Origin of the sequence: Gracilibacillus kekensis, from assembly GCF_900143085.1 — a bacterium.
In the GTDB taxonomy this organism is placed as follows: domain Bacteria; phylum Bacillota; class Bacilli; order Bacillales; family Amphibacillaceae; genus Gracilibacillus; species Gracilibacillus kekensis.
This window is the reverse complement of the sequence record NZ_FRCZ01000001.1, coordinates 1124479-1140990: the sequence shown is the minus strand read 5'-3', so window position 1 is coordinate 1140990 and position 16512 is coordinate 1124479. Positions and strand designations below refer to the sequence as shown.

Annotated in this window: 12 protein-coding genes; 8 read left to right on the top strand and 4 right to left on the bottom strand. The window is 35.1% G+C overall.

What is annotated here, in order from left to right; genetic code table 11:
- The first annotated feature begins 121 nt into the window (after positions 1–121).
- From BUC25_RS05170 to BUC25_RS05145, 6 genes are all read left to right on the top strand, one after another.
- The gene (locus BUC25_RS05170; protein WP_073200269.1) at positions 122–1471 is read left to right on the top strand and encodes an extracellular solute-binding protein; all 1350 of its coding nucleotides are present in this window, start codon (positions 122–124) and stop codon (positions 1469–1471) included.
- A 74-nt stretch (positions 1472–1545) separates the two neighbouring features.
- Positions 1546–2427 (top strand): carbohydrate ABC transporter permease, encoded by an 882-nt coding sequence (locus tag BUC25_RS05165; RefSeq protein ID WP_073200267.1) that lies wholly within the window; start codon positions 1546–1548, stop codon positions 2425–2427.
- 14 nt (positions 2428–2441) lie between these two features.
- A complete protein-coding gene (locus BUC25_RS05160; RefSeq protein WP_084543368.1) occupies positions 2442–3314 on the top strand; it encodes a carbohydrate ABC transporter permease in 873 nt (290 codons plus the stop codon).
- A 38-nt stretch (positions 3315–3352) separates the two neighbouring features.
- Positions 3353–4828 carry a glycoside hydrolase family 32 protein gene (locus BUC25_RS05155; RefSeq protein ID WP_073200265.1) on the top strand — a complete coding sequence of 492 codons (1476 nt, stop codon included), beginning with the start codon at positions 3353–3355 and terminating at the stop codon, positions 4826–4828.
- 57 nt (positions 4829–4885) lie between these two features.
- Positions 4886–5761: an ROK family protein gene (locus BUC25_RS05150; RefSeq protein WP_073200263.1), complete on the top strand. Its 876-nt coding sequence runs from the start codon at positions 4886–4888 to the stop codon at positions 5759–5761.
- Positions 5762–5877: 116 nt separating this feature from the next.
- On the top strand, positions 5878–7221 hold the full coding sequence (locus tag BUC25_RS05145; RefSeq protein WP_073200261.1) for a NosD domain-containing protein: 1344 nt from the start codon (positions 5878–5880) through the stop codon (positions 7219–7221).
- A 157-nt stretch (positions 7222–7378) separates the two neighbouring features.
- Here BUC25_RS05145 and BUC25_RS05140 read toward each other — a convergent pair whose 3' ends face one another.
- Genes BUC25_RS05140 through BUC25_RS05130 form a run of 3 tightly spaced genes read right to left on the bottom strand, consistent with a single transcriptional unit; the run spans position 7379 to position 11342 of the window.
- On the bottom strand, positions 7379–8248 hold the full coding sequence (locus tag BUC25_RS05140) for a phosphorothioated DNA-binding restriction endonuclease (protein WP_073200259.1): 870 nt from the start codon (positions 8246–8248) through the stop codon (positions 7379–7381).
- Entirely contained in the window at positions 8245–9522 is a 1278-nt protein-coding gene (locus tag BUC25_RS05135; RefSeq protein ID WP_073200257.1) for a hypothetical protein, read from the bottom strand. The genes BUC25_RS05140 and BUC25_RS05135 overlap by 4 nt, the downstream gene beginning before the upstream one ends.
- Positions 9519–11342 carry an AAA family ATPase gene (locus BUC25_RS05130; RefSeq protein WP_073200256.1) on the bottom strand — a complete coding sequence of 608 codons (1824 nt, stop codon included), beginning with the start codon at positions 11340–11342 and terminating at the stop codon, positions 9519–9521. The genes BUC25_RS05135 and BUC25_RS05130 overlap by 4 nt, the downstream gene beginning before the upstream one ends.
- A 277-nt stretch (positions 11343–11619) precedes the next feature.
- On the opposite strand from BUC25_RS05130, the gene BUC25_RS05125 reads away from it, so the two are divergent.
- Complete coding sequence (locus tag BUC25_RS05125; RefSeq protein ID WP_073200251.1) at positions 11620–14499, top strand: DEAD/DEAH box helicase; 2880 nt, start codon at positions 11620–11622, stop codon at positions 14497–14499.
- Positions 14500–14518: 19 nt separating this feature from the next.
- On the opposite strand, the gene BUC25_RS05120 is transcribed toward BUC25_RS05125, so the two are convergent.
- Complete coding sequence (locus BUC25_RS05120; RefSeq protein WP_073200250.1) at positions 14519–14929, bottom strand: (deoxy)nucleoside triphosphate pyrophosphohydrolase; 411 nt, start codon at positions 14927–14929, stop codon at positions 14519–14521.
- An 841-nt stretch (positions 14930–15770) separates the two neighbouring features.
- On the opposite strand from BUC25_RS05120, the gene BUC25_RS05115 reads away from it, so the two are divergent.
- Positions 15771–16502 (top strand): DUF4145 domain-containing protein, encoded by a 732-nt coding sequence (locus tag BUC25_RS05115; RefSeq protein WP_073200248.1) that lies wholly within the window; start codon positions 15771–15773, stop codon positions 16500–16502.
- The last annotated feature ends 10 nt before the right edge of the window (positions 16503–16512 follow it).

Here is a 16512-nt window from a genome sequence, read left to right as displayed (position 1 = left end):
TATGGAAACCAAATAGTGCGTTTGGAACAACATGATGTTATGCACCTTGATATTTGCCTAGGTGATGGTCGGAACACAAGCATTGGGATAAATAAAAATACATTTTACGGAGGTTAATCATATGAATAAGAAATTATTATTTCTAATTACTTTATTATTTGTTGGTTTGTTGTTATCAGCATGTGGTGACAATAACGATAGTACATCAAATGAAAGCAATGACGAAGGAGAAAACAGTGAAAATGAAGAAAATAACGAAGGTAAAAAATTGACAGTACTAGTTGAAGGTGGAAGTCCAGCAGAAGCAGTAGCTGAAGAAACACGTGATTCTTTTAAAGAAGAAACTGGTTATGATGTGATTATTGAATCTGTACCATATACAGGTGTGTACGATCGAATGAGAACCGAATTAACAACAGGGTCAGGTGCTTTTGATGTTGCCACCATTGATACAATTTGGCTCCCAGCACTTTATGAAGGGTTAGAACCTATCCAAGACATCGTCACGGATGAAATAAGCGCAGACCTATTTCCAGGTTTAATTGACGGTGCAACAATTGAAGACAATGTTTACGGATTACCGACATGGACCAATTCTAAAATTTTATTATATAGAAAAGATCTATTTGAAGACGAAAACAATAAAAGCGCATTTGAAGCTGAGTTTGGTTATGAATTAGCGCCACCAGGAGATTGGGAACAATACAAAGATATTGCAAGCTTTTTTGGTAATAATGAAGATTATCCTGAACTGTATGGAACTAGTGTTTTTGGTGCGAGTTCAGGTGATTCAGTAGCAAGTTGGTTAGACCACGTAACACAAGCGGGAGCAGATAATTTGGTATTGGATGATAATGGAGAAGTGATAGTTAACGATCAATATCATGTAGATGCATTAAATATGTTGAATGACTTAGTTTCAACAGAGGGTTCTGTTCCTGAAAATACTTTGGAAACGGCTTCAGCTGAAACAGCAGAATTATTTTATAACGGAAACTTAGCAATGATGTTAGCATGGGGACATTTCTATGTACCAGCAAATGATCCCGATACGTCTGATGTAGCTGGGAAAGTTGGCGCTGCTCCAATGATTGCGGGCGAGGAAGGCATTGGTGTTGTACCGGGACCTTGGTATCAAGTAATTCCATCTTCATCTAACAAAAAGGATATGGCTAAAAAGTATTTAGAGTTTATGTATGAGAAAAATGAACTGTATGCAGATGCTTTAGGCGTAGCAGCAAGACAATCTGTGTTTGAAGAGTATGGAAAAGAAGAAAAATATTCTCATTTAACACCATTGGCTAAAACATTGAACGCTGAACAAACTCAAAATCGCCCCTCAACTGATCAATGGCAAGAAATTGAAAGTGAAGCGTTAATTCCTGCAATACAAAAAGTACTTGGTGGAGAGCTTACAGCTCAAGAGGCCTTAGATGAAGCAAATGAAATAATCGAAGGAATTGTAAATTAAAAAAAAGATGAAAAAGGATAGGTTAACTTCCTATCCTTTTCTCAATCAAATCATCATAGAAGGAGAGTGATTATATGACAAAAGAAGCAAAAGTATCCTTTTTATTCTTCGCACCAGCAGGTATTTTCATGCTCATCTTCTTACTTTTTCCTGTAATGCTTTTAATAAAAGATAGTTTTTTTCAAGTAGATATGATCTCACAAGATTCAGGAACCTTTGTAGGTATAAGTAATTATATAGAATCTATTACATCGGATCGTTTTTTGGGGGCAACAACTAATACACTAATTTATGTTGTTGTTGCAGTAAGTGCAGAACTATTGCTAGGGTTATTTTTCGCTATGTTATTAAATACTGGCTTTAAAGGCCATGGTTTTGTTAGAACAATTTTGTTGAGTCCATTAATGATTGCGCCATTAGTTTCAGGTTTAATATGGAAATTTATGCTGAACAGTCAATTTGGTATTGTTAATCAATTATTATATGACTTTAATATCACTTCGAGTAGAAATGCAATTCAATGGTTATCAGATGATAGGACGGCATTACTTTCGACTATTATTGCTGATATTTGGTTGACTACCCCATTTATGATGCTAGTACTGCTCGCTGGCTTACAAGGAATTCCAGTTACATTGTACGAGTCAGCAAAAATAGATGGTGCTAATAAAATCAAAACATTTTTTTATATTACATTACCATCTTTACTTCCAGTACTGGTTGTAGCGATTTTAATAAGAACTGTGGATGCTGCCAGAACATTTGATATTGTTTGGGTTTTAACGCAAGGTGGACCTGCTAATTCATCGGAAGTGTTAAGTACCTACATGTATAAAACATTAACTAGATATGGTGAAGTTGGTGAGTCTAGCGCAATGGCAGTGCTGTTTATTATTCTTCTATTGTTACTTAGCTCTTACTTCCTTATAAGTATGTTTAAAGCAAACAAAAAATAGAGAGGAGATGTAAAATGGAATCTTTAACAAATACAACTCAAGATAAAAAATCACTGTTTCAGTGGATTAGAAAATATAATAAACAGTTTATAGGTATTATTACAACCATACTAGCACTGTTGTTTATAAGTCCATATATATATATTATTCTCACTTCTATTAAGCCATCTTCAGAAGCAATCAGTAATTCTCCAACTTTTTTTCCTAGAGAATTATCTATAGAGAATTATATTTCTATGTTTAATCAGATGCCAATTTTAAGTTACTTTTTTAATAGTTTTATTACGGCTTTTGTTAGTACGGTTTTGTCTGTTTTCTTAGGTGCATTAGCAGCATATGGGTTAGCAAGGTTTTCATCGAAGTTAGGAAATGTATTTCTTTTAATCACCTTATGTATTCGCATGGTCCCTATGATCAGTATTGCGATTCCGATGTACATTATTATTAATTCAATGGGTTTAATAGATACTCATGCCGCCTTAATTATAACCTATACAAGCATAAATGTTCCTTTTGCAATATGGCTAATGATGGGATTTTTTAATAATATTCCGAAAGAATTTGATGAAGCGGCAAGAATAGATGGATGTAATATTTTCACATCTTTTTTAAAAGTAATATTACCAGTATCTTTACCCGGTTTGGCAACTACGTCAATATTTTGTTTTATGCTAGCATGGAATGATTTTTTATTTGCTTTACTATTAACTAGCACAAATGCTAAAACAGCTACCGTTGGAATTTCTGAATTTTTAACTGCATATAACCTAGATCTTGGTCCCATGACAGCTGCAGCGGTTAGTTTCAGTTTACCGGTAATGATATTTTCCATATTAGTTCAAAGATATATTGTAAGTGGAATGACATTAGGATCTGTTAAAGGATAGAGAATTTATTGTTACATCAAAGTAAAGGGGACAACTTTATGACACAAAATCATAGTGAACAAGTTAATCAAGCAACTAAGTATATTAAGCAACAGGAAAATAAAGTGGGAAATACAAAATATCGATTGAATTATCATATGATGCCACCTGTAGGTTGGATGAACGATCCGAATGGACTGGTTCAATATAAAGGTGACTATCATTTATTCTATCAACATTATCCTTATGAACCTGTGTGGGGGCCAATGCATTGGGGGCATGCAATAAGTAAAGATTTAGTGAATTGGGAACATTTACCCGTAGCATTAGCACCTTCTGAATTTTATGATAATGGTACATTGGATGATCATGGCTGTTTCTCAGGTAGTGCAATTGAAAAAGATAATGAATTGTATTTAATTTATACGGGGCATTCTATTGAACGTGACCCTATGCAAGTTCAGTGTATAGCTAAAAGTGCAGATGGTATACATTTCACAAAGGAAAGTCAAAATCCTATCATTGATCATTTTCCAAAAGATGGTTCAAAGGATTTTCGTGATCCTAAGGTCTGGCAATATGATAATCAATATTATATGGTAGTAGGTTCTAAAAAGGATGGGAAAGGAAAAGCTCTCTTTTATCAATCATCTAATTTAATAGATTGGACATATAAGGGTGTAGTAGCTGAGAGTAATGGTGAACAAGGAGACATGTGGGAATGTCCAGACCTATTTCCATTAGAAAAAGAACATGCTCTTATATTGTCTCCGATGTATGGGGAGAAAAATGAAAAGCCTATTATTATTTTTGGTGAGATGGATTACAAAGCCGCAAAATTCTCCCAAGAAAGAAGTATGCTCTTGGATTATGGTCATGATTTTTACGCCCCTCAGACATTGAAAGATGAAAAAGGAAGACGAATAATGATGGGGTGGATGGACATGTGGTTTTCAAAGCGACCATCTGAGGAGGATGGTTGGGTTGGTGCTATGACCATTCCTAGAGAATTAACATATAATCATAACGGAGTTTTTATACAACAGCCAATTGAAGAATTAAAAGCCTTAAGAACGGATCATCATCACATTGAAGATTTTGAAATACATGGAGTGAACAGGTTTTCCAAGTTCGATGGCATTGCAACTGAGTTATGCATGGACTTTGATATAATTAATTCAGATTCACCGGTATTTGGTCTACATTTAAGATGCTCTATAGATAGATCAGAAAAAACAATTATTAAAATAGATACGATTAATGAGGAAGTTATTGTGGACTTAACATTAGCTGGTAAAGGAGAGAGTGGAGTTTATAAGGCACCTTATAATATTGAAGCTAACGGGAAATTGAACTTAAGAGTATTTCTTGATAAGACATCAATAGAGGTATTTGTGAATCATGGAGAGCAAGTTATAACAAATAGGATATATCCTGACGCTTCTAGTAAAGAAGTAGATTTATTTGCTGAAAAGGGAAAAGCAAGAATAGTAAAGGCAGATAAATGGTCTTTACGATCCGTATGGAAAGAATAAATTATTCTCTTATAGGAGTTTCATAGAATTGAGTGAAAGAAAAGGAGCAAAGTTGTCATGACGGAGAAATTATTAGGCTCGATTGAGGCAGGAGGGACGAAGTTTGTTGTTGCCGTGGCGGATTTCGATTTCAATGTAAAGGAAATAACACAGTTTCCAACGACAACACCGGAAGAAACGCTTGCAAAGGTGATTAATTTCTTTAAATTCTTTGAGGTAGCGGCTATTGGCATTGGTTCCTTTGGTCCGATTGATGTGAACGTAGATTCGAAAACATATGGGCATGTGTTAAATACCCCTAAAGAGGAATGGTCTGGATTTGATTTTTTAGGAACCTTAAAAGCAGCCTTTGATATCCCGATGTATTTCACCACGGATGTAAATTCTTCAGCTTACGGAGAGTATACAAAGGGTTCTGCGAGTGGTGCTGATTCGGTGGTTTATTTCACGTTAGGTACGGGTGTTGGTGGTGGTGCTATACAAGGTGGGCAGTTTATAAGTGGAATCGCTCACTCTGAAATGGGCCATGCGACGGTTATTGCGCACCCTGAAGATGCGTATGTGGGTGGTTGTCCTTTCCACAGCAATCATTGTTTTGAAGGACTTGCTGCTGGTCCAACATTAGAAGGGCGAACGGGGATTAAAGGAGAAAAAATCCCTCGAGATCACAAGGTTTTTGATTTTATCTCTTACTATGCAGGGCAAATTGCCTTTAATACTTTCGTGAACATGGCACCAGAGAAAATTGTGTTCGGTGGTTCTGTCCTCCAAGAAACGGATATGGCGAAGGTTCGCGAATATTTCAAACAATTTAACAATAACTACGTTGCCACACCAGATTTAGAAGATCTCATCGTTCGACCAAGCATCAAAAACAACGGCTCCGCAACGATTGGTAACTTTGGGTTGGCCTTAAAGGCGTTAAAAGAATAAGTGGATAGTCGCTACCTTCCACGAGCTTTTTCAAGAATTCGTAATGCATTACTTCCGGTTATATCAAGGCAAAAGTAGAATATGAATAAACATTAAAAGGATAGGAGGATTTCATTATGACTAGTAAAAATTATTATGACGTAACGGATTGGTCTGTCGGTAATCCGTATGAGGATATTGGAGAGGTAATCAATAGCATTATAGCAGATATTAAAAGTAGGCAAACAGATACAGATGTAAATAAAGGCGGAAAGCCGGGTGCGGTTATCTATATTCCCCCAGGCGATTATCATCTTGTCAATCAAGTAGTTATAGACATCAGTTATCTTAAAATTATGGGTTCTGGACACGGGTTTACATCTTCTAGTATTCGTTTTAATACTTCTGAGAATGAATGGGCGGATATGCATGAGTTGTGGCCGGGAGGAAGTCGCATACTCGTAGATATTCCCCCAGAAGTAGATGAAGAGGAATATAAAGGAGCTGCATTTTATATTGAACGAAGTGGAAGTCCTCGAATAAGTTCAGTAGAGTTTTCTGATTTTTGTATCGATGGTTTGCATTTTATTGAAGATGGTTCAGTAGAAACAGCTCCGGAAAACACATACACTAACGGGAAAACGGGTATTTATGTTGCAAGTGCTTGTGACTCATTTAAGATTACAGGCATGGGGTTTGTGTATTTAGAGCATGGAATTACTATTTATCATGCAGATGCACTGACAATACATGATAATTTCATAGCTGAATGTGGTAACTGTATAGAACTACGAGGTTGGGGACAGGCTTCAAAAATTACCGATAACTTGATAGGTGCCGGTTTTAAAGGATATTCCATATACGCTCAAAATTTTGGTGGACTTTTGATTACAGCGAATAATGTTTTTCCACGAGGTGCGAGCAGTATCTATTTTGATGGTGTGACACGGTCTAGTATCACAAATAATAGACTTCATTCATTTTATCCAGGAATGGTCGTACTCAAGGAAAATTGTTCTGAAAACCTTGTTTCTTCCAATCACTTTTTACGTGATCATGAACCTTGGACACCTTTTCTGGGAATAGACAATGGTTTAGATGATGTGTATGGTCTCCTTTATATCAGTGGTAATAATAATACTGTAATTGCTAATCACTTTTCTAAAATAGTTAATACTCAGAATATCAAGCCGTTAGGTGCAACCCCAGTAATCATACGTATTGTTTCAGGTAACGGAAATTATATTTCTAATAATCATGTTGTTGCAACGGATGTTCATGCCAAAACAAGTGATTCTTGTTTCTCAGCGCAAGTAGACGCATTGTTGACTACCGAATCATCAGAGCCGCTTACTGTAACAACAGTATTGGTGGAAAAAGACTCACTTCAAAATACGATTCTTGATTCAGGAAGTGATGCACAGATTGTTATGGACAAGACTGTAAATGCATTCAGAGCTACACCAACACCAGGGTCATAAATAATATACTCAACTGAATTATTTCGTTTGTCATTTAATTTTTGGGGTGCTTCTTAGCGATGGAAGTACCTCTTTTTCTCATATTTATAAATATTAAGATCACAAAATATCACCTAATAAGGAAGCGTGTTAGCTTATTTTAACAATCTATAAAAGCCTATATAAAATCCCCAACCTCACCTTTATAAACTTCCTTCACATGCCAATAGATAAATTCTTCCTTTGGAAAATAGCTTTGTTGCAACGGCCTGTGCAGTGGTTGCTTATCATACCGCTTCACATAATCATAAAACGTCTCATTTCCAACTGCTTGTTCTGAGACATGTATTTGATGATCATGCGAAATAGCAACTACTCCTCTGTCGAATAATTTATGATGCAGAGAGCATAACGCCAATCCATTTTCCTCTCTATCAGGGCCTCCAATGTTGTGCCACTTGATATGCGCCGCCTCAAGACCAATCACTTGTTGATTAAGTTTCACTTGAAATCCACATATTGCACATTGATGCTGATAGGCACTTAGAACTCTTTCCCTAAATTCAGGATCTCTTTTTCTTCGTCGATAATACGTTAATTGTAAACCGACTGCTTGTAAAATTTCATTATGTAATGTTTCAGGGAAATGTAGCTCTAATAATAGATTAGCAATTTGATCAATAAGAGCACCATCTGTTTCTAGAAGTTGATAGACCTCCGTGGTAAACCCTCCTGATACATGGTAGTCTATCAATGCCTTATTAAATGAACTACTCATCAGAATCGGTTTATCCAATTCCCAGATGCCATCGCGCTCTAGTCGAACAAAAGGCTGTTCAGGATGATAAGATTTCCGTTTCGGACCATATTCGATTAGTAATTCTACTAATTTAGGCCTAGCATTGGCGTATAAAAAATGCTTCTGACGAGTTAACTGCCATTGCCCTAATGCATATAAAATCAGTAGTGGTTTATGTGGTGCTCGTTGATCTCCTTTTTTCCAAACTGCCAAATGTGATATGCGCTCTAATAATTCAGCCTTATTCACAGGTGAGTCCTCCTATTACTCCTACTTAAAACCTTTAACATTCCAAAGCTTCCACTATCAAATTCTACCTGATCTAAACACAATATTCCTTGAACCGTCACATCACTATTCAATAAGTACCTTCCTTTACGATCCTTCACCAAATAAAGATACTCAACCAGTTCTTCTAACCCCGTCGTTGCATACTCCACCCTTGACGTATTCTTTACTTCACCAATGGTCAGCTTCGTTAATTTATTGGTAGTTTGATCATACGATTCAATAAGGAAATCTGGCCTTCCTCGCCATAAATGACTAGTAACATTACGCCCAAATATGCTTTGTACTAAATCTTTGGTTGCTTCTAACGATTGATATTTTTGCTTTAGATATGGATGCCCACTACCTTCAATTTCACTGGTTGGAATATGAAAAATAACAGAATCAGAGCCGCTTGAATCGTGGTACAGGTGATGGATATGAGAATCATCCTCCCATGTTGCTACTTTATTGTGTCCACCGTCCATTAGATGTAATTGACTCTTTTCCGTATTTTGCTTAATGATCTGAATAATCCAATATAGTTCAAATAAGACATCCTGATTTTCTGGTGCAATAAAGGTTTCACGGAGTAAAATTTTTAAATCCTCTTCGTTGTACTGACCTTTTATTATTTTTCGATAGGATACTAATAATTGGGCTGCTTCGCGATATAATCTATTTCTGTGATTCTGTGTTTTTTGAACGGTGCGGTCACTAACATGTACTGAATGGACTCGCTGTAAATATATGTTGTGTTTAAATGCGTATTCTATATTGGATTTTAACTCTTGCCATTCTGAGAACCATGCAGCCTTTTCAAACCCCTTCAGATAGGAATCATGAAAAAGAAGTCTGTAAAGTATCCCTAGTAATTCCTTTAATACTAGATTTTCTGGTGTATCATAAGATCGAACACTTTCATTCGTTGAAAAGATGGTCCGATCTATATGATTTCTAGCTAAACGACGCTTGGTGGTTTCTGCCCAATCAATTTCTCCTCTTACTTCCCCGATATTTGTTTCTGTACGTGTAGCTGTTGTGGTTTTAAATTGCTTGAGTAAAAAAGGTAATTTTTGAACAAAATGCTTTGTTTCCTTTAATAATAGAAAACGTATCGTTAATAATTGCTGCAGATTAGAGATGTTGACATTCGTTTTGGATAAAAAGGAGTTAATTCTTACATTTCCTGATTTCAAATAACCATGGAGAAACCCAGAAATCTCCTCTAAAATTTCCTCTTCTTTTTCCCTCATTCCAATCCACCAGCTTCAAAAAAGTCATTCACAAAGTCAGTTAGATAGTCTTTATCAATGATGGCGTCTGTTTGTTCGTCAAGTTTAGTGATAAATTCATTCATTTTGTATATTGGTAACCCTTCAAACTGTGGCAACACATATAAGATAATCGCTGAGGTAAAATCATCATTGAACTGGGTATGTTTCGCAATGTCTGAAACGATAGCCGGTCCAATTTTTCGATAGTTATTAATTAATTTCCATATACTCGTTAATGTATCAACATTTGGATAGGTATCCATGTTCCAAGCATCTAAATACTGTTGAACTAAGCTCGGCGTAATATTTTTCGGTATGGTAACGGGAATAAAAGCGAAACGACGCATAAACGCATAACTCATTTCGTATAAAGAAGCTTTGTCAACTGTATTCATCGTTGCGATAATCCGCCAGTCATTCGGAATGACATAAGTATGATCATTTGTTTTAAAATCCTTTTCCTTACCTTGTGGTTTCATCACGATAGAATCACCACTTTCTGACTCAAAAGGAAGTGTAATTTCATCCCCTGTTAAAACAGAAAATAACGAACCAAACGCTTTATCGATATCTGCTCGATTAATCTCATCAATAATCAACCATTTATTTGTTGGCTGATTGGTAGTTGTATCCTTGACGCACTTTAAGAAGATTCCTTCATTAAAATGTAAGTTACCTTCTTTGTCTGGCATATATCCACCAATCGTTTCATAAGTTGACCAATTAGAAGATGCCGTTACCATCGATGTTTGAACCTGATACATGTCGCAAATTTTGCTCGCTAGCTTCGATTTCCCTGTGCCTGGAGGACCTGTTAAAATGATATGTTTTCCATTCTGAATAGAAGTCATTACTTGGTTAAGTAGCAAATCCACATTTTCAAATACTAATCCTTCCAGTTCTTTTTCAATATTCTCCATAATCAAAGGTCTATCAATTTTCTGCTCGTTCAATTCGTTGTCTGTATCCTGGGGTGGGTCTTGTTCAGGTTTTTTCTTTTGCCAAACCTCCGCAATTTCAGGTATTCTATAAAAATCAATTTGCCTATCTGGATATTGCTCTTGAAGCTTTTCTCTGATAATTAAAAGTTGTTCATCTGTATCCTCAACGGAATCATCTGTTATATATTCAGAATATGCCTTTACGATCTGTCCCTTATTGCCCCAACTAGCAATCGATTCGAAGTATTTAGGTAGCAACAAGTGTAAAAATATATGTAGTATTTGGACGCGCTTGCCAAGGCTTTGTCGCATTTCATCCGCATGTCGTTTCAATTGTTTTGGATCATGTAAAATTTCTTTTCGAATATCTAATGAGAGTCCTTTTAGCTTTTCTACAGCTAAAAATAGAAAGGATATTTCAAAATACTTGCTAGTATTATAGAAAGTACCAGTAGCCCCTAGTCCGTCTTTTAATGCCTCAAACACTTTTAAAGAAGGATCAAGTTTTATTCTTCCCCATGAAGCGATCATTTCCAGCTTTTCCATCTTCGTTTTATAACTAACAGATCCTTTATAAGGAAACAAATAATAGATAAACATTATTTCGATCGCAAATTTATAGACGCTTTCGGCTTCATTTTCTAGCTGTTTTTTTAACTTGTCATCGAAACTGTTACCTGAAGCGTCTGGGTTTTCTATAAATATTGCTCGAAAGCGGTTCATATTTTGCTCGGTCCAAATGTGTTCTCCGTCCCAAATGATGGACTTATTATCTAATAAACACTCATTTTTCCATTTTTCTGCTGTGTTATAGATTATTTTTCTGTCGTCTGTATGACTTTCATAGTATATTGCCATGGTTTCACCCTTTTTGTTGTATTATAGTATGTGTTATACATAATTGTACCATTTTTATAGGACTTATTCCTATGTTCATATCGCTGAATTTACTATTGCATAAGTGTATTATGAATTTTGAGACCTTATAAATTATAGGCAGACTAAGGAGGTATTCATAAATTTAGAACAAAAGAAAAATCTTACTTGTCAATAATAAATAGGTCAAATAAACTATACGGCAATGGATAAATAGTATATACTTTCTGTAAATACTAACTTAAATTTAGGTGATAACATGTCTAACTTAATAAACAAATTACAGCAATCCTATCATAAAGGTCTTATTGATAAATACTCGAATTACAATGGTAAATTCAAGCCTGAGCTATTATTAAATAATGAACAAAAAAAGCAAAATGTACTGACATCGTTAATAGATGAGTTAAAAAATTGCCAATCATTTTTATTTTCTGTTGCTTTCATTACCGAAAGTGGACTGGCAACTTTGAAATCACATTTACTAGATTTACATAATAAAGGTGTAAAAGGTAGCATTCTTACTTCTACTTATCAGTACTTTAATCAGCCTAAGATCTTTCGTGAATTACTCAAATTAAAAAATGTCGATGTGCGAATTTCTGATGTAGAGGGCTTTCACTCAAAAGGCTATATTTTTCAACACGAAGACTATGCCACTTTAATTGTCGGTAGTTCTAATTTATCTGCGCATGCTTTACAAGTGAACTATGAATGGAATATCAAGCTGACCTCACATGATAACGGAGAATTACTTGATTATTTTCAAATGCAATTTAATGAACTGTGGAATACTTCAACACCATTAACGAACGAATGGATTAACCAATACCAGGAAACATGGGAACAGCTTCAGCCGCAGAAGGTTGCTGAAATGCCTTCTAGTTATAACAGCAATAAAGTAGAAAACGCATTGACCATAGAGCCTAACAGTATGCAAGTCCAAGCATTAAAAGGTATCGAGGCCATTAGAAACCAGAACCAAGACCGAGCTTTAATTATTTCGGCAACTGGTACTGGGAAGACCTATTTAGCTGCTTTTGATGTGCGAACAGTAAGGCCTGAGCGGATGTTATTTATCGTCCATCGTGAACAGATTTTGCAAAAAGCAAAGCAAGATTTTATGCAGCTTTTAGGTGGAAATGAAAATGACTTTGGGATTCTTTCAGGAAGTAGTAAACAAATTGATCGGAAATATGTTTTTGCTACCGTTCAAACTATTTCAAAAGAAGACACGCTGCAGCAGTTAGACAAAGATCTGTTTGATTACATATTAATTGATGAAAGTCACCGAGCGGGCGCTACTTCGTATCAACGAATTATCGATCATTTTAAACCAGAATTTTTGCTAGGAATGACCGCAACACCTGAGAGAACGGATGGCTATGATCTATTCAAGCTGTTTGATTATAATATAGCTTATGAAATTAGACTCCAAGAAGCATTAGAAGAAGACATGCTAGTACCTTTTCATTATTATGGTGTGACCGATTTAGAAATTGATGGAGAGGTAAAAGATGTTACGACCTTTAATCAATTAATATCAGACGAGCGAGTAACACGTATTATTGAAAAAATAGATTACTATAGTCACTCCAGTGATAAAGTAAGAGGTTTAATGTTTTGCAGTACGAAAAAAGAAGCCAAGGCTTTGTCAGAGCATTTTAATCATCGTGGTATAAAAACAGTAGCTTTGACAGGTGATGATCTACAGGAAGTTAGACAGTATCAAGTAAACAGACTTGAAAATGGTGAATTAGATTATATCATCACTGTGGATATTTTTAATGAAGGTATTGATATACCTGCGATAAACCAGGTAGTTATGTTAAGGCAAACAGATTCGAGTATTATTTTTATTCAACAGTTAGGTCGAGGATTACGTAAACACGCTACTAAGGAATATCTTACAGTTATAGATTTCATAGGAAACTATCAGAATAATTTCTTGATTCCAATTGCTTTATCTGGTGATAATTCGCAAAATAAAGACTCGATTCGCCGGAAAATGATTGATACTAGTTATATTAAGGGTACTTCTACCATTAATTTTGAAGCAGTGGCAAAAGAGCGAATCTACCAATCGATTCAAACAGCCAATCTTATGCATATGAAAGTATTAAAGGATGCTTATCAAACATTAAAAATGCGAATTGGACGCATACCTTTATTACGAGATTTCTATGATCATAACTCGATCGACCCAACAGTGATTGTAGATAAAAAAGATAATATGCTAGATTTTCTACAAGCAATGAAAGAAGAAGTAGAAGCAATTCCAAAGCATGCGCAGCAAATCTTAACTTTTATTTCGAAAGAAGTTCTACCAGGTAAAAGAAAACATGAAATAATCCTATTACAAAGCTTGGTGAAATCAGGTTCCTTGAGTAAAAACACATTTATCGATATGCTCGTATCAAAAGGTTTACCAGTAGATGATCAAACCATACAATCTATCGAAAGAATATGCGGTTTGGATTTCTATACAGAAGCAGATCGAAAAAAATATGGAAATGAACCGATTGTCGAGGTGTCAGGTGAAGGTTATACGTTATGCGAAAAGGGCAAGCAGTATCTCAATCAATCATGGTTTGTTCAATTAATAGAGGACGCATTATATGTTGCAGAGAAACGATCAGAGAGATTTGAGTCAAAGGGATCCTTAAAAAGGCTAGAAAAATACTCCCGTAAAGATGTTTGTAAATATTTGAATTGGGAAAATGATGAACACTCTACCATGTATGGCTATAAAACAAAGCATCAAACATGTCCGATCTTTGTTACATATCACAAAAAAGATGATGTGGAAGAAAGTGTTAACTACGAAGATACTTTCAAGAGTCCTGAAGTCTTACATTGGTACACAAGAAGTAGAAGGAGAAAGACTTCTCAAGAAGTGATCGATATTATCGAAGCAGAAGAAAAAGGTATAGATATTCACGTTTTTGTGAAAAAGGATGACGATGAAGGAAATGATTTTTACTATCTAGGAGAGGCAATCCCTGACCAATCATCTGTGGAAGAAACAAAAATGGCTGGAAAGAATGGCGAAGAGCTGCCAGTTGTTACAATGGATCTACATTTACAGGAAAGTGTCGATCAAGCTATCTATGATTATCTACATGAAGATATCGGTTAATAGAAAGAGCACATTCATTTTATTGATGTGCTCTTTCTGTTTGCTTGATTAATGTTTCTACAGCAGGGATATCTGCAGGGGCCCAAACAATGGAATCAAGGTTTTCTTTTGGTAACCAAAGTAACTTAGTATGCTCCGTTACGATAGGTGTTCCCGAAACAATTTTTGCATCTAGCGCAATTAAATTTATAATGAAGCTATCGTATTCATGTGTATGATCATAAATGACATCGCCAGCTTTTATAAAACATTTCATTTCTTCCTGTATTTCACGTTCTAATGCCTCCTGCAAATTCTCGCCTTTTTCTACTTTACCACCTGGAAACTCCCACTTGTTTGGAATTGACATATCATGCGATCTTAATGCGCATAAAATCTCCTCTTGATCGTTTTTTATCACCGCCGCTACTACTTTAACTTTCTTCTTCATATGAACCCCCGATATTTATATTTGTCATTCATTTTAGCATGGAATGGATAGAACAGCTAGACTATAGTGGAAAATGCTCTTAGAACGTTTACTAGGAACTGTTTAATGAGGATTTATAAGAGAAGGAATTGTGTGAGTAATTATTTAATATTCACATTAATTTGAGTGCTTTTTTTGCATACTTCTAATTTCAATACGCAATTAGGTCAAATATTATCATAGCCCAACTGCTAAATTAAGAGGTATTTCTAGCTCTCAGCAGCCATTTATCGTAAGGAACAGAGAATCCATATAATCAAACGTATGTTCATGACTATTTTGGTATACTAAAAAAGGGTAGTATACTTTAACGTAGGGTAAGATAATCCCATCTTTGAAAGAGGGGATGCTTAAGCGCATGTATGCATCTATTATGGTGATTTTTGGTTTTGGAGCTTACTTGATTGCATTGCTTGTTTTGTCATTTTACTGAATCAATAGAAAATAGACCTCCCTATATGCCCAACAAGTAACTAGGGGCCAACCCTTTTGTTTCTGCTCTGCCATTTTCTACACAAATACTTCAGCGATTATTATGCTTCACAATCTAATAGTAACGCACCATGTGTTTCTGTTACTCCACCTAGTATAAAAATCATCTTGTTCTAATAACTTTCTACGTTTGCATTCTTTAATTTCGAAAAAAAATCTTTTTCTCATTTTAACACGCTCAAGAATTCAGTGCTAAAAAAGTAATTTTGTGAATCTTTATCTTCAAAAATTTTACTTCTTTTTAAAAAATAGAGACTATGGTATGATGAAATAGGAACTATATGAATGGGGTAAGGGATGATATTTTTATATGATTTCAAGTAAGCTTTTAGATAATGTTGGTTTTTATACAAAATCCGAAATCGAGAAAGTTAAATTTTTAATTTATTTTCAAACTAATAGTGGTATAAATGAAGTGTCACTGGATGAAATATGTGAAACTTTTGTCGAATTAGGATTAGCGTCACCAAACAAGTCCCGCTTAAAGACAAAGCTGAACAAATCTAAACTTTTTGTTAAGGGGAAAAGGGACAATCATTACAAGCTACACGCAAGTTTATATATGGCACTTAAAAACGACATATCAATTCCTTCATTAAGTAATTTTAATGAAATTGAATCATTTAATTCGGTCTTAGATAAATCATCCTATATAAACACCAGGGGTTATCTTGAACGATTAGCTAAACAAATTAATGCTTCATATGAAAATAACATCTTTGACGGCTGTGCTGTACTTATGAGGAGGTTTCTTGAGATACTATTAATTCATACATATGAAAAATATGGTATTGATTCAGAAATAAAAGATAGCTCTAATAATTTTAAAATGTTATCCGATATTATTAAAAATGTGAAAAACAATACCACGATATCTCTTTCCAGAAATACCAAAGAATGTTTAGATATTTTTAGAGAATTAGGCAATTTTTCAGCTCATAAAATATACTTCAATGCTAGAAAAAATGATATAGACCATGTAATGCTTAACTATCGAGCAACTATTGAGGAATTACTATATAAATCGGGTATAAAAAAATAGGGAGGAAAAG